Origin of the sequence: Amycolatopsis jiangsuensis (assembly GCF_014204865.1) — a bacterium.
Classification (GTDB): Bacteria; Actinomycetota; Actinomycetes; order Mycobacteriales; family Pseudonocardiaceae; genus Amycolatopsis; species Amycolatopsis jiangsuensis.
Genome location: NZ_JACHMG010000001.1, coordinates 5,092,880 through 5,112,762, shown reverse-complemented (window position 1 = coordinate 5,112,762; position 19,883 = coordinate 5,092,880). Strand labels below are relative to the sequence as shown.

Sequence of the window (19,883 nt, the reverse complement as noted above, 5' to 3'; positions counted from 1 at the left end):
ATCCTATCCGGGAGAGGAAGGGTTCAGCAGGCCCCCGGTGAAACCGGTCGAACAGCGCTGCTAAGCTGTGCGGGCTGTCAGAGAGAAGCACTCGGGCGAGTGGCGGAATGGCAGACGCGCACGGTTCAGGTCCGTGTGTCCGAAAGGACGTGAGGGTTCAACTCCCTCCTCGCCCACGCTGTTCAGAGCCCCCAGCCGCTTGCGCGACTGGGGGCTCTTCCCGTTGTCGGTCGTCGTTGTATCCGGGGGCCGAGCCCCCGGGCCCCCGCGGTGCGGTGGGCGCGTCGTGCGCGGAGCCCACGTAGCGAAGCGGTGGGCGCGTAGCGGGGCGGGGCGGGCGGAGGGCGTAGCGAGCGAGCGTGGGGCGTGAGGCGGGGCCTGTGGTGTTGTGGGGTGGACACGGACGGTTACGTTTCCGGTAGCCTCGTCCAGGAGTGACTGGGTGGGGGGAACGGTGAGCGGGAACTACTTCGACGGTCAGGCGGACGCGGTCGTCCAGGCGGGCAACATCTACGGCGACGTCGTTTTCAACGGGCCTCGGCGGCCGGAGGCGCCGGTGTTGCAGGTGCCGGCGCCGCCGGAGCACTACCGGAACAACGAGGCGCAGCTCAAGCTGCTCACCGAGATCCACCACGAGGCCACCGGACGGATCGCGATCGCACTCGTGCTCGGCGCTCCGGGCAGTGGGCGCACCACGCTGTGCGAAACCTGGCTGCACGGTCAGCTGGACCGGTTCGATCGCTTCTTCTCCGTGCGGGTCGGCCACCGAGCCGGTGCCGACGTGCTGGCCGAGTTGCTGTCCCTGCTCGGGTACGGACCGGACGAGATGCCCGCGAGCCTCGAGGCCCGCTCGGCGATGTGGCGTGCGCAGACCGCCGGGTTCCAGGTGGCGCTGCTGATCGATGACGTGGTGAGCGCGGCGGACGTGAAGGCCTTGCTGCCGACCTGTCCCGGATCGTGCGTGCTCGTGGTCGGCTCGGGACTCGAGGCGTTGCGCACCCGGTATTCGGCCAGAGAAGTCGAGCTCGAGCCATTGGGCCGGGAGGCTGCGCTGGGTGTGCTGACCGACCTGGTCGGCGAGGAAAAGCTCGCGGCCGAGCCGGCGCACCGGGACGAGCTGATCCGGATCTGCGCCGGCTCTGCCGCGGAGCTCAACGTGGCCGGCACGCTTCTCGCGGCGCGCGGCCGCACAGTGGAGCGGCTGGTCGCGCGGATCCGGGCGAAGGGCGCGCTGGCCAGCGCAGTGTTCGACGTTGCCTACGAATGGCTGAACGAACACGAGCAAGCGGCGTATCGGTTCTTCGGCGCACACCCGGGCAGCGGCGACGTCCAGCCGGACACCATCGCGGCAGTCCTCAGCCTGGACGAATACGAGGCCGAGGACGCGGTGCAGAAACTGGTCTCCGCCAAGCTGGTCGAGGAACTCGGCGGCCGCTACCGGATTTCCGTGCTCGCTGGTCTGCACGCCGCCACGCTGGCCGGCGAACTGCCCGAAGCGGTGGTCGGGTACTACGCCGAGCACGGGCTGCGCATCGCGGAGTGCGCGTCGCCCACCGGGTGGCCGCGCAAGATCTGGCCGGACTTCACTGCGGCCTCGTTGTCCGCCGACGAGGCCTGGAGCTGGTTGTTCGCCGAGCAGGCGAACCTGCTCGCCGCGGCAGAGGCCGCGTTGCTGGCCGGGGCGCACGAGGACGTCATCCGGCTGGCGAGGGCGTTGTGGCCGGTTTACCGGGGCGGCGCCTACTCGATCGAGCTGGTGTCGGTCAGTCAGGACGCGGTGCTGGCCGCACAGGCCGCCGCAATGCCGCTCGCCGAGGGGCTGGTCCGCACTCAGCTCGGGTTCGCCCAGATGCAGCGACGGGATTGGGCCGGCGCTCAGGAGCAGTTCGCCGCGGTGGCGGAGCTGGCCGCGACCCCGGAGGAGCGTGCATCCGCGCTGGAGGCACGGGGGCTTGCCTGTTTCGAGCCGGGTCTGATCGCGAGCCGGAACGGGCGACAGGACGAGTCGGCCAAATTGTTCGAACAGGCCGAAGCGCTCTTTCGGAGCAGCCTCGCGCTTGCCGAGGAGATCGGCGATCCCCGGCGGCTCGCCTTGATCCGGATGCACCTGGCCAAAGTCGTGTCGCCGGAGGAGGCTGGGGAGCTGCTGGCCGAGTCCTGGCAGACAGTGCGGACCGAACCGGACAACGCGGTGAAGGTCCGGCTGTGGCAGGGCCGGAAGCTCATCGAGGCCGGCTGCTACGTCGAGGGTGCGAATGACCTGGCCGAGCTCGATCCGGCGGCGGAAAAGGCCAAGCTGCACCGGGAACGCATCCTCGGCTTACGGGCGCGCGCGGAGGCGGCGCTTGCCCGCGGCTATCCCGAGCAGGCGAAGGCGCACGCGAAGGACGCGCTGAACATCGCACAGCTGCACGGCTACTCGGCCGAGGTGGTGGATCTGCGCCTCTGGACCGACCGGCTCTGACTATCCGTAGTGGACGGTCAACTGGGTCTCGTGTTCGCCGCCGCCCGCGGTGAACGGCAGCCGGCCGGGCAGGCCCAGGCCCTGCCCTTCCCGGGCGTACAGCAGCGAGGGCACGGCTTGCGGCAGGTCGGTACCGGTGAAGGACACGACGTGGCCGGTGCGGCTGCCGGCCAGCCAGCCCGGACCGGCCGGGCAGGCGACCCATTCGCAGTGGGGGAACTCGGCGAGAGTCAGCGCGATCCACCGGCCAGGCTCGGGGAAACGCTCGCCGAGCAGGATGTCGGCGCGGCGGAGAAGGCGCGGATCCGGGCTGTCGACGTGCACGACGAGCTGCGCGCCGGCCGGACGGGTCGTTGCGGCGGCGGCGAAACGAGTGACCTCGTCGCCGTGCACCCGGACCCACTGGGCCCCCGGCTCCGGGCGTTGGACGCGCGGCAGGGGCAACGCCCGGAAACTGCCCGGCTGCTCGGGTGGCGGCAGGCCGAGCGTGCGGTAGCCGAGTTCGGTCAGCAGAGCGGCGGACTGCCCGGGGACGCTGGTGGCGAGTGCGGTCGCGGCGGCCATTTCCGCGGCCTGCGCGGCCGTGCCGAGTTGAACTGCCAGGTTTTGCCCGGTCAACTCGGGCGCGGTGCGCAGCAGGGCCGCGACCGGGGACGCCGGATCGACCGCCTCGTGCGGGGCGGAAGCAAGGAGAACCGGAGTGCCGAGACAGGCCGAGTAGTAGGTCACTGAGCCGTGGTCGCCGACGGTGACGTCCGCGGCGACCGCGGCCGGCTGCCACAGGTCCTCTTCCGGGAGAACGAGCACCCCGGCTCGTTCGCAGTCACGCAGCCACATCCGCAATTGCCACGGGTAGTGGCCGTGTTCGATATTGGGGTGCAAAGCGAGGACGACGGCGAATTCGTCGAGCGGCAATTCCCGGGCGATCCGGGCAGGCAGGTCCGGTTGTGCGCCGAAAAGCGAGTGCCTGCCCCAGGTGGACGACAGCAAAACCAACTTCTGCTCGCCGGTCACGCCGAGGGACTGCCGGTAGGACTCCCGTAACCCGTGGGCTTCCCGCAACCGGTCAAGGCACGAATCTCCGGCGATGACGGCGTTTTCGGCGGCTTCCGGGCAGTACTCGCGCAGCCGGTCGAGCTGTTCGGGATGCGACAGGACGTGGTGTTCGGCGATCACCTCGCCCTCGTGCATCAACCACTGCTCGGACAACCCGAAAACCGGTTTCCCGTTTCCCGTTTCCAAGAATTTATTGTACCCCATTCCGTGTGGTAACACCGTCAATGGGGCCCGCAATTCATGCAGATCTCCGCCGTAACTGGCCGACAACGCCCAGTCGAAGTCCTCGTCCAGCGCCTCCGTCCACGGCACCAGCGGGATCCCGTGCCCGGCGAGGTACTCCGCGGTCCCGCGGGTGAACGCGCTCGAATCCGGGCAGGTGAACACCACCTGCACCCGCGGGTCCTCGGCGAACAGCGGGAGTACGTCGAGCAGCCGGGTCGCCGCGGTGGCGTTGTGGACCACCGCCAGCAGGGTGCGTTCCGTTCGCACGGTGCGCCACTTCGGTGGCACGGGGAACGACGATGAAGGCACGGAGAGCGATCCTACCGAGCGCTCTCCGTGCCGATCAGAAACTGATATTGCCGTGTACGTCACGTGCCTGGACGACCTTGCCGCCCTCGGCAACGTGGCTTACCTGGTTGTTCACGCCGCCTTCGCTTGCGGACTGGTGGACTTCGAACTTCGTGCGCAGTTCCGCCGCGAAGGCCGGGTCCTCGCGGGACTCGGTGTCGAGGCGTTCGGCGAGGGCCTGGATGCTGGCCGGGTTGTCCGGGGTCGCCGATTCCAGGGTTGCCACGGCTTTCTCGTCCTTCGAGAACTTCCGCTTGACCAGCTCGTACAACCCCTGCGCCGCCTTGGTGGCCAGTGCGGTGGCGACGGCGGTCAGGATCGGCTCGGGCATCGGCGCTCCTCGGGTCGGGGTTTCCCGCCCACGGTACTCATTTCGCGTGCTCGGCGATCCAGTCCGCGAGCACGTCCACCCGGGACGTCGTCTCCGGGCTCGTGTGCGGGCAGTCCGGACCGTTGGTCTCCACCGAGATCAGCTGGCCGCCGGAGCCGGACGGCACGAAGTACGGCGCGCCCGAATCGTAGGCGCACGCACTGGTGCTGGCGGCCGGGGAGACGCCGTGCACGGTGGCCGTGGTGGCGCTCACCGAGGAGATCTGCACCTCGCCCTGCTGCAGCTTGGTCGACGGGGTGGGGTTGGTGGCGGTGAGGCTGCCCCAGCCGGCCAGGGTCAGCCGCTGGCCGGCGCCCGGGACGAGCTTGTTCACCGTCAGCGGGGTCACCTCGGTGACCGGGCTGTCCAGCTGGGCCAGCGCGACGTCGTTCGGCCCGGCCTGCAGTACCTGGGTGACCTTCCGGGTGACGCCCTTTTCCTTGGCTTCGTCGACGAGTCCGAGCGTGACCGTGGTCGGGTACGGCACCGGGCCGGACACCCGGGCGCGGTTCGCGTCGTGGAAGCAGTGGCCGGTGGTGATGATCCACCCCGGTGCGACGAGCGCGCCCGAACAGAAGCTCGCGTACGTGCTTCCGTCCGGGCGCGGGATGCCGGTCATGGCCAGCTTGGCGGTGAAGCCGTACTGGCCGGGCGCCACGTCGGAACCGCCGGCCACGGCCAGAGCCGGGCCGGCGGTCAGTGTGGTCGACGTGGTCAGTGCGGTGAGGAGAGTTGCTGCGGTGATGGCGGCGCGAACGCGCATTCTGTCCCTTCGGCCAGGTCATCGGCGCCTCGCCGATGATCGGCCATCCACGCTAACCAGCCTGGTCCCGGCGCGGAATTCCCTTGTCGGGCGAAGGAATCCGGTCGTTCGGGTACTTGACCCGAACGACGGCTCACGCGGTGTGCTCGGTGATCCAGTCCGCGATCACGTCCGCGCGCGAAGTGGTCTCGGCGTCGGTGTGGGGGCAGTCCGGGCCGGTCGACTCGATCGAGACGAGCTTGCCGCCTTCGCCGTCCGACGTGAAGTACGGGGCGCCCGAGTCGTAGGTGCAGGCGCTCGTGTCGTTCTTCGGCGAAACGCCCTGCACGGCCACCGTGGTGTCGTCGAGCGAGGCGACCTTCATGGTGCCCTGCTGCAGCTTCGTCGACGGCGCCGGATCGGTCGCGGTCAGGCTGCCCCAGCCGGCGAGCGTGACTTCCTGGCCGACGGTCGGTGCGGACTTCTCGACCGAAAGCGGGGTGATGTCGGTGACTGGGCTGTCCAGCTTCGCCAGTGCGACGTCGTTCGTCTCGGCCTGCAGCACGTCGGTGACCTTGCGGGTCTCGCCGGCCCCGTCCTGCTGCTCGGTGGTGCCGAGCAGCACCGAGGTCGGGTACGGCACCGGACCGGAGATCGGGTTGCGGTCCACGTCGTGGAAGCAGTGCCCGGCGGTGATGATCCACTGCGGGGCGATCAGCGCACCGGAGCAGGCGCTGTCGTACTTACTGCCGTCCGGTTTGGGGATGTCGGTCATGGTCAGCTTCGCCGCGAACTCGAACTTCCCGTCCGGCACGTCCGCGCCGTTGGCGACGGCGGCGGCCGGCATGGCGGAGACCAGTGCGGCCCCGGCGGCGAGAAGAGCGGCGGACAGCGCGGTGCGAAGGCGCATGAAGACTTCCTCCGAGAAGACAGACGGTAATCGACTCGGAGAGTAACGGAGTGAAGGATTACTCCGAAAGTGTTTAACAGTCAGGGTGCCCGAACGGCCACCCTGACTGCCCGTAGACCGAAGGTCAGGACACGTCGACCAGGTCGACGACAAAGATCAGCGTTTCGTTGGGCTTGATCACGCCACCGGCGCCACGTTCGCCGTAGGCCAGGTGCGGGGGGATCACCAGCCGGCGGCGGCCGCCGACCTTCATCCCGGTCACGCCCTGGTCCCAGCCGGGGATGACCTGGCCGGCGCCGAGCGCGAAGCGCAGCGGCTCGCCGCGGTTGTAGGAAGCGTCGAACTCCGCGCCGGTCGAATGCGAGACCCCGACGTAGTGCACCGAGACGGCACTGCCCTGACGGGCTTCGGCACCGTCCCCGACGGTGAGGTCGGTGATGTCCAGTTCGGCCGGCGGCGGGCCGGTCGGCGGGTCGACTTCGGGCTTCTGCAAGGTCATGCGCAGCACCGTACCGACGGGCTCGAGGCTGCGCCGAACGGACTACTCCCAACGGTGGGATAAACGCGAAAAGTCTTCACACTAGTCCTACTCGTAAGTAGCGTGCGCTGGGTCACCTGGGGGACCACCGTCGACGGGAGCACCGGCATGCGACGACGCATCCGTTTCCTGGCCATGTCGGCACTGGCCGTGCTGGCGGCCGGCCTGACGCAGGCCGTCACCACCGCTTCGCCGGCGGCTGCCGCATTGCCCGGCGACGACTACTGCGGCGGACAGTGCAACGACATCCTGCCGCCGGGCGAGAACGGCAACGCGACGCTCGCCGAAATCCTCGCCAACAAGGCGCTGGGCACCCAGCCGGGGCATGCCGACGACCAGCTCGGCAAGTACGCCGATCTCGCCGGTGGCTACCACACGCTGACCACCGACACGATCGGCAAGTTCTTCAACGACTCGTCCTTCGGCGTCCCGGCGGACCAGGTGGCGAGCACGCTCAAGCCGCGCGACGACGTGACGATCACCCGTGACAAGGCGACCGGCGTGCCGCACATCAAGGGCACCACGCGGGCGGGCACCGAGTTCGGCGCCGGGTACGCCGCGGGGCAGGACCGGTTGTGGCTGATGGACATCATGCGCCGCGTCGGCCGCGGGCAGCTGACCTCCTACGCCGGCGGCGCGCCCGCGAACCGCGAGCTGGAGCAGTCGTTCTTCACCGCCGCGCCCTACACCGAAGAAGAGCTGCAGCAGCAGATCGACTCGGCCGCGGCCAGCGGCCCGCGTGGGGAACAGGGCCTCGCCGACGCGCAGGCCTACCTCGACGGGATCAACAAGTACATCACCGATTCCCACCAGGGCCGCTATTTCCCTGGCGAGTACGTGCTGACCGGGCACGTCGACGCGATCACCAACGCCGGCACCATCGAACCGTTCAAGCTCACCGACCTCGTCGTGCTCGCCTCCGTGGTCGGTGCGCAGTTCGGCGCCGGTGGCGGTGGTGAGGTGCAGAACGCGGTCGCGAAGCTGGCGTTGCAGGAGAAGTACGGCGCCGAACAGGGTGAGCAGGTCTGGCAGAGCCTGCGTGCCGAAAGCGACCCGGAGGCCGTCAAGACCCTGCACGACGGCCAGAAGTTCCCCTACGGCAACACTCCGGAGAATCCGCAGGGCATGGCGATGCCGGATCCGGGTTCGGTGACCGGCCAGCAGCTGGTCTACGACAAGACCGGTTCCGCCGCCGACGAGAACCCGGCGAAGATCGACGTGCCGGCGCCGAAGGACCAGGAATCTGCGCGGGGCATGTTCGACAACGGGGTGCTGCCGGGGAACATGCTCAAGGACAAGCACGGGATGTCCAACGCGCTCGTGGTGTCCGGTGACAAGACCGCCAGCGGTCACCCGGTCGCCGTGTTCGGTCCGCAGACCGGGTACTTCGCGCCGCAGCTGCTGTTGCTGCAGGAGCTTCAGGGGCCGGGCATCAGCGCGCGCGGGGCGTCGTTCGCCGGGCTGAGCATGTACGTGCTGCTCGGCCGTGGCCAGGACTACTCGTGGAGCGCGACGACCTCGGCGCAGGACATCATCGACACGTTCGCCCTGCCGCTGTGCGAGCCGAGCGGCGAACCGGCCACAAAGGACTCGAACTACTACCTCTACCAGGGCAAGTGCGTTCCGATGGACACCGTGGAGCGCAAGGATGCCTGGCAGCCGACGATCGCGGACGGCACTGCCGCCGGGTCCTACACGCTGCGCAGCTACCGCACGAAGTACGGGCCGGTCACCGCGCGGGCGACCGTCGACGGGAAACCGGTTGCCTACTCGTCGTTGCGTTCCTCGTACTTCCACGAGGTGGATTCGCTGATCGGGTTCCAGGAGTTCAACGATCCGGACTTCGTCCACTCCGCGGCGGACTTCCAGAAGGCCGCCGACGATGTCAACTTCACCTTCAACTGGTTCTACGCCGACTCGAAGGACGTGGCCTACTTCAACTCGGGGGCGAACCCGGTCCGCAACCCGAAGGCCGACCCGATGATGCCGACCTGGGGCGACCAGGGTTTCGACTGGCAAGGCTGGAATCCGGCGGGTAACCGGGCCGCGTACACGCCGATGGCGGAGCATCCGCAGTCGGTGAACCAGGATTACTACGTCAGCTGGAACAACGCGCAGGCCGACGAATACGCCTCCGGCGGTGCGGACAAGTCCGCCGTGCACCGCGCGGACCTGCTCGACTCCCGGGTCAAGGCGCTGATCTCCAGCGGCACCAAGGTGACCCGGGTGAACCTGGCCCAGGCCATGGAGGATGCCGCGCTGGCCGACCTGCGGGCGGAGAAGATCCTTCCGTTGCTGCTGCAGGTGCTGGACAAGGCCCCGCTCACCGGCGCCGCGGCGGACGCCGAGGCGAAGCTGAAGACCTGGATGGAGCACGGTCACCAGCGGGTCGAATCGAAGCCCGGCAGCAAGAAGTACCAGGACGCCGACGCGATCCGGATCATGGACGCCTGGTGGCCGCTGCTGGTCACCGCGGAGTTCAAGCCGGGGATGGGCGACGACGCGTTCACCGCGATGACGAAGGTGCTGCAGATCAACGAAAGCCCGTCCGGTTTCCAGAACGAGGTGCCGGGCGAGCACGTCGGTCAGCCACACCAGGGTTCGTCGTACCAGCACGGCTGGTGGGGTTACGTGAGCAAGGACCTGCGCACCGTGCTGGGCCAGCCGGTCGCCGGCCCGCTGGGCGCGCAGTACTGCGGCGGCGGTGACCTCGACGCGTGCCGAACCGCGCTCGTCGACTCGCTGACCCAGGCCGCGGCCCAGCCGGCGGACACCGTCTACCCGGGCGACGACGACTGCTCGGCGGGCGACCAGTGGTGCGCGGACACGGTGATCCAGCGTCCGCTCGGCGGCATCACGCACGGCAAGATCAGCACGCAGAACCGGCCGACTTTCCAGCAGGTGGTGGAGTACCCGGCGCACCGCGAGTAGCGAGGCGCAGGCGCGGAGGACGGTGCCCGGCCGGCAGGTGACTTTCGTCGCTGCGGCCGGGCAACCGCCTGGTTACCGTGTTGCCATGGACGACTGGACTCCGCGTACCCGGGCGATCGCGGCGGGGCGGCCGCACGGTCCTGGCACGCCGCTGAACACGCCGATCGTGGCCACGAGCACGTTCGAGGCCGGCGGTGACTCGGTGTACGCGCGCTCGGACGGTACGGAGACCTGGGCCGCGTTGGAGGAAGTCGTCGGGGCGCTCGAAGGTGGGCACGCGACGGCGTTCGGCTCGGGTGTCGCGACGTTGTCCGCGGTGCTCGACTCGGTGCCGGTCGGATCGACCATCGCGGTGCCGACGTTCAGCTACGCGGTCACGCGGGGGGTGCTGCAGCACGCACAGCAGCTCGGCCGGTTGACCGTCACCGAGCTGGACCCCACCGACACCCAGGCGTGGCTCGACTGCGACGCGGACCTGCTCTGGCTGGAGTCGCCGACCAACCCGACGCTCGACGTGATGGAGATCGAGACCATCGCGCGGGGCACGCGGGGACGGGTCGTCGTGGACAACACCTTCGCCACGCCGTTGCATCAGCAGCCGCTCTCGCTGGGCGCGGACATCGTGGTGCACAGCGCGACCAAACTCATCGGCGGCCACAGTGATCTCCTGCTGGGCGTCACGGTCGCGCGTGACGAAACGGTGGCCGGGGAACTGCGGGCGGCGCGAACCCGGATCGGTTCCACTCCCGGAGCGCTGGAAGCGTGGCTCGCGTTGCGTGGATTGCGGACGCTGCCGGTGCGGCTGGCGGAACAAACGCGTACCGCGGAGCTGCTGGTATCGCGGCTGGCCGAGCATCCCCGGGTGACGAAAGTGCGTTACCCGGGTTTCGGAATGATGGTCGCGTTCGAATTGCCGGATGCCGATGCGGCGGACAAGCTGTGCGCGGCGGTGCGGCTGATCCGCCCGGCGACCAGCCTCGGTGGGGTGGAAAGCCTGGTGGAGCGGCGAGCGTGGCTGCCGGGTGAGGACCGCGTGCCGCCCGGGTTGATCCGGTTTTCGGTCGGCCTCGAGGATCCCGAGGACCTGTGGCGGGATTTGCTGACCGCGCTGGGCTGAGCACCGTCACTTCTTCACCGGTATTCGACGGAAAGGTCGCATTCGTTACCGTTTTCCGCCGTGCCGTTGATCACGGCGGAAAACAATTCCCCTCGGCTCGGTGATCCGGCACGATCAGCGGGCTCGCGGTGGGGGTCACCGCAGCATTTCCAGAGGGGCAACATCGTGCCGAAGAACCCGGGAAGACTCGTGGGCGCTGTGCTCGCGGGCGCCCTGATCAGCCTTGCCGTCGTACCGGCCGCGAACGCGCAGACGGAGGCGGACAGCACCGCGCCGTCCACCGGCGTGACGACCACCGAGGCCCCGCCGGCCTCCTCCGAAACGCCGGACACCACCGCGCCGGACAGTTCGGTACCTCAGTCCACTTCGGACACTTCGTTGTCGGGACCGGGCACCACCACCGAACCTGCCGAATCGACCGGGCCCACCGGCTCGGCCGAGCCGACCGAGCCGACGACCACGACAAGTGATCCCGAGGAGACCACCGCGCTGCAGGAGCCGCCGTACGAGGACGACACCGCCTACGGTGTGGACCTCGACGGCGACCAGGGTCTCGTGGTGATCGCATGCGCCGCCGGTGAGCCGACCGGTCTGCGCTCGAAGGATTTCGACGTCGTCGACGGCCCGCAGCAGGACGAGACGGACGGCCGCTACTGGGCGTGGATCGTGCAGCGTCACGAGGGCATTTCGTTCCAGGTCAGCGACGTGTACGCGGACTGGACCTGCGGCGGCAAGCCGGCCGAAGGCGAGGCGGTTCCGCCGGCCGGCGGTGCGGGCGCGGGTTCGGCCGGCACCACGGGTGGTCACGGTGACTCGCAGGTCAAGTACGCGCCGAAGGGCGGTATCGAAACCGGCTTCGGCGGTATGGCCGCCTGATGCCCAGGAAGCGCGGGCAGGGTGCCGCGTTCGCCGGTGCCCTGCTCCTTTCCCTCACGGTGACCGGCTGCGGTTTTCGCGACCCGGGCGCGAAGCCTGCTCTGGCGAGTACCTACGTGCCGGTCACGAAGCCGTTCGCCGGACTGCGGCCGACCTCGGTCGAAATCCCGAAAATCGGGGCGAGGTCGTCGCTGATCACCGTGCTTCCCGGCAAAGACGGGCAGATCACGGTGCCTTCGGTGCAGACTCCGATGCAGGCCGCGTGGTACCGGCTTTCGCCGGTGCCGGGTGAGGCCGGGCCGGCGATCGTGCTCGGGCACGTGGACGGCAACCACCAGCCGGGCATTTTCTTCCGGCTCAAGGACGTGCGCCCTGGCGACGAGGTCGACGTCGCGCGCAGCGACGGCGCAAAGCTCTAGTTCGTGGTCGAGCACACCGAGCAGGTCCCGAAGGACACGTTTCCGACCCAGGCCGTGTTCGGCAACACCGACAAACCGCAGCTGCGCCTGATCACCTGCGGCGGCGTGTTCGACCACGCCGAGCACAGCTACCGCGACAACATCGTGGTGTACGCCGACCTCACGACGTGAGCAAGGGAGTGAGCATCGCTCGCTGCTCCTGCGGCACGTACTCGGCGTAGTTGTCGTAGAGGGCCTGCCGCGCGAGCCGCGCCGCCGACTCACCGTCGCCGGCGCGGATCGCGTCGCGCACCTGTTCGTGGTGCCGCAGCCAGGTGCGCATCAGCGTGGACTGGTCCCGGGCGTGGGAAAGCTTGTCCTCGATCAGCTCGAGCACCACCCCGCGGACCACTTCACCGCTCACCACGAGCAGCTGGTTGCGCGACGCACGCGCGACGGTCTCGTGGAACGAGACGTCGGCCCTGCTGAACTCGGCGTAGCCCGCCGCGGTGGACATCGCGGCCAGTGCTTCGTCCAAAGCGGACAGATCGGCGGCGGTGCGCAGGTGCGCCGCCAGCAGATGCGCGGAACCGTCCAGCACCATCCGGAACTGCACCAGCTCACCGAGCCCGACGTGCTCGGCCCTGGCCAGCCGGTGCATCGAACGCTGCAACGCGACCGGCGAGGCGGCCAGCACCTCCGGGCCCCGCGGATCCCCCGGCCGCGACCGGACCAGCTCGGCCGCCTGCAGGACCCGCAACGCTTCCCGCACGGTCGACCGGCCCACGCCGAACTGCGTCATCAGCTCGCGTTCCCCCGGCAACCGGTCGCCGGGTTTGAGCAGGCCGCTGACCACGGCCTCCTCGATCTGCTCCACGATCCGCTCGTACGCGCGGACCGGAGCCACCGGCTCGAACTGCATGCCTTGACCTCGGCGTCGTAGGGTGCGAACCTCGTGCTACTGGTCAGACCAGTGTACTGGGTTGGAGGGTGAATGAAAGCCCGGATGCAGGCCGCGGCGCTGGCGCTGCTGCTCGTGGTGTCCGGTTGCTCCGCCGGGTCCAGTGCCAGCGTTTCCCCCGGCCCGGACACCCTTTCCGTGGGGATCACCGCGGAGCCGGCGAACTTCGACTTCACCCGTTCCGACGGGGCCGCGATCCCGCAGGCGCTGCTGTACAACGTGTACGAGGGCCTGGTGAAGCTCGATGCCCAGAGCCGGATCGTGCCGCTGCTCGCGAAGTCCTGGACGGTCAGCCCGGACCGCCGGACCTATGACTTCTTCCTCCGGCCGGGTGCGAAGTTCGCCAACGGCGCGCCGTTCACCGCCGAGGACGTCAAGTTCTCCCTGCAGCGGGTGAAGACCGACTGGACGATCTCACTCAAGTCGGCGATGGACGTGGTGGACCACGTGGACGCGGTCGCGCCGGACCACGCGCGGGTGGTGTTGTCGAAACCCAGCAACGGCTGGCTGTTCAGCCTCACCGGCCGGGTGGGCGCGATGTTCAGCCCGACCGGCGTGGCCGATCTGGCCAACCGTCCGGTGGGGACCGGACCGTACGAGGTGGCGTCCCGGGTGCGGGGTGATTCCATCGTGCTGAAGGCGAATCCGCGGTACTGGGGCCGGAAACCGGCGTACCGCACGGTGGTGCTGAAGTACTACGCCGATCCGACCGCGCTGAACAACGCATTGCTGTCCAACAGCATCGACGTGATCTCGGCGCTCACCTCGGCTGATTCCATCCCGCAGTTCGAGGGCGACGACCGGTTCACCGTGCGGCAGGGGACCACCAACAGCGAGGTGGCGCTGGCGTTCAACAACCGTCGTGCCCCGCTGAACGACGCGCGCGTGCGCCGGGCGTTGACTTACGCGGTGGACCGGAAATCCGTGCTGGACGTGGTGTTCAACGGCCGGGGCACCCTGATCGGCAGCATGGTCCCGCCCACCGACCCGTGGTACGAGGACCTGTCGAAGCTCTACCCGTACGATCCGGCGAAGGCCCGCCGGCTGCTGGCCGAGGCGGGGGTGCACGACCTGCGGCTGCGGATGCGGATCCCGAACCTCCCGTACGCGGTCACGGCCGCGCAGGTGGTGCAGTCGCAGCTGGCCGACGTCGGCGTGCGCGCCACGATCGAACCGCTCGACTTCCCCGCGGTGTGGCTGAAGCAGGTGTTCACCGACCACGACTACGACCTGTCGATCATCCAGCACGTGGAGGCCCGCGACATCACCACGTTCGGCAAGCCCACGTACTACTGGGGTTACGACGGCGAACGCGTGCGGCAGCTGCTCGCCGCGGCCGACAGCGGCACGCCGGAAGAGCAGGTGTCGGACATGAAGCAGGTCGCCCGCCAGCTGAACACCGACGCCGCCGCGGACTGGCTTTTCCTGTTCCCCAACGTGATCGTCGCCAAGAAGAAGGTGACCGGTTTCGTGCAAAACCAGGTCACCGAGTCTTTTGACCTGACTGGACTGAGGCCGGTATGAGCACGCGGGTTGCGCGGCGGCTCGCCGTCTTCGTGGTGAGCCTGTTCGTGGCGTCGATCGTGGTGTTCCTGTTCATGGCTGTGCTGCCGGGTGATCCCGCGCAGGTGGCGCTGGGCGTGAACGCGACACCGGAGCTGCTGGCGAAGACGCGGCACGAGTTCGGCATCGACCGGTCGCTGGTCTCGCAGTACCTGAGCTGGATCGGTGGCGTGCTGCACGGGGATTTCGGCCGGTCCTACGTCACCCGTGAGGCGATCACCCCGCAGCTGGCCGACCGGCTCGGCGTCACGTTGTGGCTGGTCGGCGCGGGCATGGTGGTGGCGCTGGTGATCGCGGTGCCGGTCGGCACGTTCGCCGCGGTGCGGCACCGGAAAGCCAGTGGTGCCACGGTGTCCGGCCTCGCGCAGCTCGGCGTCGCGATCCCCGCTTTCCTCGCCGGGATCCTGCTGGTGCAGATCTTCGCCGTGCAGCTTCGCTGGCTGCCCAGCGGCGGGTGGACGCCGCCGGACCAGAACGCCGCCGAGTTCCTTCGTGGCCTGGTGCTGCCCGCGTTGTCGCTCGGGCTGGTGCAGGGCGCCGTGCTCACGAGGTACGTCCGGTCCGCCGTCCTCGACACGCTCGGTCAGGATTACCTGCGCACAGCCAGGTCCAAGGGCCTGCTGCCTGGGCAGGCGTTGTACCGGCACGGGTTGCGCAACGCGTCGGTCCCGGTGGTGACGGTGCTCGGGCTGCAGCTGTCCACGCTGCTGATCGGCGCGGTGGTGGTGGAGCGGGTGTTCGTGCTGCCCGGGCTGGGCAGCATGCTGCTGGACGCGGTGTCGCAGCGGGATTTGCTGACCGTGCAGGGGATCGTGCTGGTGCTCGTGGCGGGTGTGCTGCTGGTGAACTTCGTGGTCGACGTGCTGTACACGGTGCTCGATCCGAGACTGCGGGGGTCCTGATGCGCCGCAACGGAAACCTCGTGCTGGGCAGTGTGCTCGTCGCGTTCGTGGTGCTGGCCGCGCTGGTCTCGTTCGCCTGGACGCCGTACGACCCGGTGCAGGTGAACGTGCCGGACCGGCTGCTGGGTTTTTCCGGCGAGCACCTGTTCGGCACCGACAAGTTCGGCCGCGACGTGTTCAGCCAGATCCTCGTCGGCGCGCGGACCACGCTGTACGTCGGCGTGGTCGCGGTCGCCATCGCCGCGGTGCTCGGCACGCCGCTGGGCGTGCTGGCGGCGATGGCCCCGCGGTGGCTCGGCGAACTCGTGATGCGGGCGAACGACCTGGTGCTGGCGTTTCCGGCGCTGCTGCTGGCGATCATGTTCGGTGCGGTGTTCGGCGCGGACACGCTCACCGCGATGGTCGCGATCGGTATCGCGACCATCCCGTCGTTCGCGCGGATCGCCCGTTCCGGCGCGTTGCAGGTGACCAGCAGCGAGTACGTGCTGGCCGCGCGGGCCGGGGGCCGGTCGCGCACGCAGATCGCCACCCGGCACGTGCTGCCGAATATTTCCGGGCTGCTGATCGTGCAGTCGTCGGTGTCCTTCGCGATCGCGGTGCTGGCCGAGGCGGCGTTGTCGTTCCTCGGGTTCGGCACCCGGCCGCCGACGCCGTCGTGGGGACGGATGCTGCAGGAATCGCAGGAGCTGCTCACCGCGCATCCGCGGCTGGCGCTGGTGCCCGGGATCGCGATCGCGGTGGCCGTGCTCGGGTTCAACCTGCTCGGCGACGGCCTGCGGGACCGTCTCGACCCCCGATTGGCGGCGCGGGTATGACGCTGGCGGTGGACAACCTGCAGGTGGCAGACCTCGTGCGCGGGGTGTCGTTCGAGATCGGCGCGGGTGAACGCGTCGGGCTGATCGGCGAGTCGGGTTCGGGAAAGTCGCTGACCGCACTGTCGGTGCTGGGACTGCTGCCGGAGGGCTTGCGTGCCACCGGTTCGGTCCGCCTCGGTGGTCGGGAGCTGCTGGATGCGTCCGAAAAGGACCTTTCCCCGCTGCGTGGCCGTGAGATGGCGATGGTGTTCCAGGAGCCGATGACGGCGCTCAATCCGGCGATGCGGGTCGGCAGGCAGGTCACCGAGCCGTTTCGCGCGCACCGGCGGCGCGCCCGTCCGGCCGAGGAACTACTGGCCGCGGTCGGGTTGCCGGGCACCGCACGGGCGTATCCGCACCAACTGTCCGGCGGGCAGCGGCAGCGGGTGGTGCTGGCGATGGCGCTGGCCAACGACCCGTCGCTGCTGATCTGCGACGAGCCGACCACCGCGCTGGACGTGACGGTGCAGGCCCAGATCCTTTCGCTGATCAAGACTTCGCTGCCGGCGGAGAGTTCGCTGTTGTTCATCACGCACGATCTGGCGGTGGTCGCGTCGGTGTGCGACCGGGTCCTGGTGATGCTGGATGGCGAGATCGTGGAACACGGCCCGGCCCGTGACGTGCTCACCGCGCCGCAGCACGCGTACACGCAGCGGCTGCTGGCCGCTTCGGACCTGGGGGCGACGCGATGATCGAGGTACGGGGTCTGGAGCGGAAGTACGCGCGGCGCGGCGTGCACGCGTTGCGTGGCGTCAGTTTCGACGTGGCTGCCGGGCAGCGGTTCGGCATCGTCGGCGAGTCGGGTTCCGGCAAGTCCACTCTGATCCGGCTGTTGGCCGCGCTCGACCGGCCGAGTGCGGGCACGGTGTCGTTCCGTGGACAGCGGATCGACCACCTGCCGGAGCGGAAGCTGCGGTTCCTGCGCGAGGAAATGCAGATCGTGTTCCAGGATCCGATGGGTTCGCTGGATCCGCGGATGCGCGTGCGCGACATCGTGTCCGAGCCGCTCGGCTGGCGGTCCCCGGAGCGGGTCGCCGAGCTGCTGGCGGCCGTCGGGCTGCCCGCGGACGCGGCGAGCCGGTACCCGCACCAGTTCTCCGGTGGCCAGCGGCAGCGGATTTCCCTCGCGCGGGCGCTCGCGCCACGGCCGAGCGTGCTGATCGCCGACGAACCGGTGAGTGCGCTGGACGTCTCGGTGCGCGCGCAGATTCTCGACCTTCTCGCGCGGCTGGTCGAGGAGTACTCGCTCACGTTGATTTTCGTCTCGCACGATCTCGGCGTGGTGCGGCACGTATGCGATCGCGTCGCGGTGATGCGGCGCGGTGAGATCGTGGAACTGGGCGACGTCGAGCAGGTCTACACGACGCCGGAACACGCCTACACCCGGGAGTTGCTGGCCGCCGCGCCGGATCTGCGTGCCGAGCTGGCCCGGTTGAAGGGAGAAGCGGATGCCTGAGTACCCCGACGGCCTGCCGGTCGGCCCCGGCTGGCAGTCCACAGTGGATCGTGCGGACGTGGTGTTCCCCTACGACGGCTCGGTGATCGGCCGCGCGCCGGTGGGCACCGCGGAGCTGGCCACGCGGGCGATCGACGAGGCCGTGGCGGTGGCCCGCGAGGTGGCCGCGCTGCCGTCCCGCACCCGGCGCACGCTGCTCAACGACGTCGCCGGGCTGCTTCGTGAGCACCAGGCCGAATTCGAGCAGCTGCTCGTTATGGAGACAGGGAAACCACTGGTCGACTGCCGGGTGGAGGTCGCCCGCACCATCGTCACCTGGGAGGCCGCGGCCGAGGAGGTCTCCCGGCTGCACGGCGAGACCGTGCCGCTGGACCTGCTGCCTTCTGGCGACGGCCTGGTCGGGTTCTGGAAGCGCAAACCGATCGGCGTGGTGGTCGGCATTGCCGGGTTCAACTACCCGCTGTTGCTGGCGTCGCACAAGATCGCCCCTTCGCTGGCCGCGGGCTGCCCGGTGGTGCTGAAGCCAGCACCGCAGACGCCGCTCGCGACGTTGTGGCTGGTGGACCTCGTGCGTTCGTGCACCGACCTGCCCGCGATGGTGCAGCTGGTGACCGGAGACGCCGCGGTCGGCTCGGCGCTGATCACCGACCGGCGGATCGGCGCGGTCTCGTTCACCGGCTCCGCCGCCGTCGGCCACCGGATCGCGCGCGACGCGGCGCCGACGAAGACGTTGCTGGAACTGGGTTCCAACGCGGCATTGGTCGTGGCTGCGGACGCGGACCTCGAAGCGGCGGCGGATGCCGTGCTGCGCGGCGGGTTCTACGCGTCCGGTCAGGCGTGCATCTCCGTGCAGCGGGTGCTCGTCGTCGCTTCGGTGGCCGCGGAATTCACCGAACGAGTGCTCGCGCGGCTCGATTCGGTGGCGGTGGGTGACCCACGCTCCGCGGAGACGAGAGTGTCGAAGCTGATCGACGAACGGTCGACCGCGCGGGTCGCGCAGTGGGTCGACAAGGCGACCGCCGCGGGCGCGCGGGTGCTCGCCGGCGGCTCGGTACACGAGGGTGTGCTGGAGCCGACCGTGCTCGCCGACGTGCCGGATGGGGTCGAATGCTGGGACGAGGAGATCTTCGGCCCGGTGGTCTGCCTCCGCAGAGTGTCCGATGTGGACGAGGCGTTCGCCGCGGTGAACGCCTCGCGCTACGGGCTGCACGCGAGTGTGTACAGCCGATCGCTGCAGATCGCGTTCCGGGCGCTGGACGAACTCGAGGTCGGTGGCGTGGTGGTGAACGAGGTGCCCGGCTTCCGCTCCGACACGATGCCCTACGGCGGGGTCAAGGATTCCGGCATCGGCAGGGAAGGCCCGCGGTTTGCCGTGGAGGAGCTGACCGTGACGAGAATGGCGGTGCTGCGCCCGTGAACTACGCCGAACTGTTCCGGATGGACGGTCGCCGAGCCGTGGTACTCGGTGGCGGAAGCGGGATCGGCCGCGAGGCCGCGCGGGCGTTGGCGGCGCACGGTGCTTCGGTGATCTGCGCGGACCGGGACCTCGCGGCCGCGCGGGGGACCGGCGTCGGCGAAGCGTACGAGATCGACCTGCTCGAATCCGGCGCGGTTGCGCGAGCCGCAGTCGACCTCGGTGATCTCGACGCCGTCGTGCTCACTGCCGGGGTGAACGTGCGCAAACGGTTGCTGGAGTACACGCGGGAGGAGTTCGACCGGGTCGTCGAGCTGAACCTGGGCGTGGCGTTCGAGGTGCTGCGGGCGTTCGGCGGGCCGATGGTCGCGCGCGGGCGGGGGAGCATCATCGGGTTCTCGTCCATACGCGGCACCACCGTCGAGCCCGGGCAAGGCCCGTACGCGGCCACGAAGGGCGGCTTGGTGCAGCTGTTCCGCACTGCCGCCGCTGAGTTCGGCCCTGCCGGCGTACGCGTGAACGCCATCGCGCCAGGCGTGGTCGAGACACCGTTGACCGCGCAGATCAAGGCGCGTCCGGATTGGTACGACGCGTACGCGCAGAAGGGCGCGCTCGGCCGCTGGGCACGCGCGGACGAGTTGGCCGGCGCCGTCGTGTACCTCGCTTCGGACGCTTCGACGTTCGTGACCGGCTCCGTACTGGCCGTTGACGGTGGCTGGACCGCAGTCGACGGCCGCTTCGAACCACCTGCTTCGTGA

The 19,883-nt window shown here is 69.4% G+C and carries 17 protein-coding genes, 1 tRNA gene and 1 pseudogene; 13 read left to right on the top strand and 6 right to left on the bottom strand.

Annotation, left to right across the window (positions count from 1 at the left end):
* Positions 1 to 93: 93 nt before the first annotated feature.
* Positions 94 to 176 (top strand) — tRNA-Leu (locus BJY18_RS23015).
* A 266-nt stretch (positions 177 to 442) separates the two neighbouring features.
* Positions 443 to 2,464, top strand: a complete 2,022-nt coding sequence (locus tag BJY18_RS23010; RefSeq protein WP_184781928.1) for a P-loop NTPase family protein — start codon at positions 443 to 445, stop codon at positions 2,462 to 2,464.
* On the opposite strand, the gene BJY18_RS23005 is transcribed toward BJY18_RS23010, so the two are convergent.
* The 5 genes from BJY18_RS23005 to BJY18_RS22985 form a co-directional block, all read right to left on the bottom strand.
* Positions 2,465 to 4,012, bottom strand: coding sequence for a hypothetical protein (locus BJY18_RS23005; RefSeq protein ID WP_184781927.1), 1,548 nt, complete (start codon positions 4,010 to 4,012; stop codon positions 2,465 to 2,467).
* A 76-nt stretch (positions 4,013 to 4,088) separates the two neighbouring features.
* Entirely contained in the window at positions 4,089 to 4,424 is a 336-nt protein-coding gene (locus tag BJY18_RS23000) for a hypothetical protein (protein WP_184781926.1), read from the bottom strand.
* A gap of 37 nt (positions 4,425 to 4,461) precedes the next feature.
* Positions 4,462 to 5,226, bottom strand: a complete 765-nt coding sequence (locus BJY18_RS22995) for a S1 family peptidase (protein WP_184781925.1) — start codon at positions 5,224 to 5,226, stop codon at positions 4,462 to 4,464.
* Between the two features lie 133 nt (positions 5,227 to 5,359).
* Positions 5,360 to 6,115 carry a S1 family peptidase gene (locus BJY18_RS22990; protein ID WP_184781924.1) on the bottom strand — a complete coding sequence of 252 codons (756 nt, stop codon included), beginning with the start codon at positions 6,113 to 6,115 and terminating at the stop codon, positions 5,360 to 5,362.
* A 124-nt stretch (positions 6,116 to 6,239) separates the two neighbouring features.
* Entirely contained in the window at positions 6,240 to 6,614 is a 375-nt protein-coding gene (locus BJY18_RS22985) for an FKBP-type peptidyl-prolyl cis-trans isomerase (RefSeq protein WP_184781923.1), read from the bottom strand.
* A 147-nt stretch (positions 6,615 to 6,761) separates the two neighbouring features.
* On the opposite strand from BJY18_RS22985, the gene BJY18_RS22980 reads away from it, so the two are divergent.
* The 4 genes and pseudogenes from BJY18_RS22980 to BJY18_RS22965 all read left to right on the top strand — a co-directional run bounded on the left by BJY18_RS22980 (position 6,762) and on the right by BJY18_RS22965 (position 12,167).
* Positions 6,762 to 9,584 carry a penicillin acylase family protein gene (locus BJY18_RS22980; RefSeq protein WP_184781922.1) on the top strand — a complete coding sequence of 941 codons (2,823 nt, stop codon included), beginning with the start codon at positions 6,762 to 6,764 and terminating at the stop codon, positions 9,582 to 9,584.
* A gap of 85 nt (positions 9,585 to 9,669) precedes the next feature.
* Entirely contained in the window at positions 9,670 to 10,701 is a 1,032-nt protein-coding gene (locus tag BJY18_RS22975) for a trans-sulfuration enzyme family protein (RefSeq protein WP_184781921.1), read from the top strand.
* Between the two features lie 189 nt (positions 10,702 to 10,890).
* Positions 10,891 to 11,577, top strand: coding sequence for a hypothetical protein (locus BJY18_RS22970; protein ID WP_312873931.1), 687 nt, complete (start codon positions 10,891 to 10,893; stop codon positions 11,575 to 11,577).
* Positions 11,577 to 12,167, top strand: a pseudogene (locus BJY18_RS22965) (class F sortase). The gene BJY18_RS22970 and the pseudogene BJY18_RS22965 overlap by 1 nt, the downstream one beginning before the upstream one ends.
* Here the strand turns inward: BJY18_RS22965 and BJY18_RS22960 are convergent.
* Positions 12,157 to 12,897 (bottom strand): FadR/GntR family transcriptional regulator, encoded by a 741-nt coding sequence (locus BJY18_RS22960; protein WP_184781920.1) that lies wholly within the window; start codon positions 12,895 to 12,897, stop codon positions 12,157 to 12,159. The pseudogene BJY18_RS22965 and the gene BJY18_RS22960 sit on opposite strands and share 11 nt — an antisense overlap.
* Positions 12,898 to 12,969: 72 nt before the next feature.
* Here BJY18_RS22960 and BJY18_RS22955 point away from each other — a divergent pair, with 72 nt between their 5' ends.
* The 7 genes from BJY18_RS22955 to BJY18_RS22925 are packed head-to-tail and all read left to right on the top strand — an operon-like array spanning position 12,970 to position 19,883.
* The gene (locus tag BJY18_RS22955; RefSeq protein WP_184781919.1) at positions 12,970 to 14,460 is read left to right on the top strand and encodes an ABC transporter substrate-binding protein; all 1,491 of its coding nucleotides are present in this window, start codon (positions 12,970 to 12,972) and stop codon (positions 14,458 to 14,460) included.
* Positions 14,457 to 15,401: an ABC transporter permease gene (locus tag BJY18_RS22950; RefSeq protein WP_184781918.1), complete on the top strand. Its 945-nt coding sequence runs from the start codon at positions 14,457 to 14,459 to the stop codon at positions 15,399 to 15,401. Before BJY18_RS22955 ends, BJY18_RS22950 begins: the two co-directional genes overlap by 4 nt.
* Positions 15,401 to 16,216, top strand: a complete 816-nt coding sequence (locus BJY18_RS22945; RefSeq protein WP_184781917.1) for an ABC transporter permease — start codon at positions 15,401 to 15,403, stop codon at positions 16,214 to 16,216. Before BJY18_RS22950 ends, BJY18_RS22945 begins: the two co-directional genes overlap by 1 nt.
* A complete protein-coding gene (locus BJY18_RS22940) occupies positions 16,213 to 16,947 on the top strand; it encodes an ATP-binding cassette domain-containing protein (protein ID WP_184781916.1) in 735 nt (244 codons plus the stop codon). The genes BJY18_RS22945 and BJY18_RS22940 overlap by 4 nt, the downstream gene beginning before the upstream one ends.
* Positions 16,944 to 17,711, top strand: a complete 768-nt coding sequence (locus tag BJY18_RS22935; RefSeq protein ID WP_184781915.1) for an ATP-binding cassette domain-containing protein — start codon at positions 16,944 to 16,946, stop codon at positions 17,709 to 17,711. Before BJY18_RS22940 ends, BJY18_RS22935 begins: the two co-directional genes overlap by 4 nt.
* Positions 17,704 to 19,128, top strand: a complete 1,425-nt coding sequence (locus tag BJY18_RS22930; protein ID WP_184781914.1) for an aldehyde dehydrogenase family protein — start codon at positions 17,704 to 17,706, stop codon at positions 19,126 to 19,128. Before BJY18_RS22935 ends, BJY18_RS22930 begins: the two co-directional genes overlap by 8 nt.
* Positions 19,125 to 19,883, top strand: a complete 759-nt coding sequence (locus BJY18_RS22925; protein ID WP_184781913.1) for an SDR family NAD(P)-dependent oxidoreductase — start codon at positions 19,125 to 19,127, stop codon at positions 19,881 to 19,883. The genes BJY18_RS22930 and BJY18_RS22925 overlap by 4 nt, the downstream gene beginning before the upstream one ends.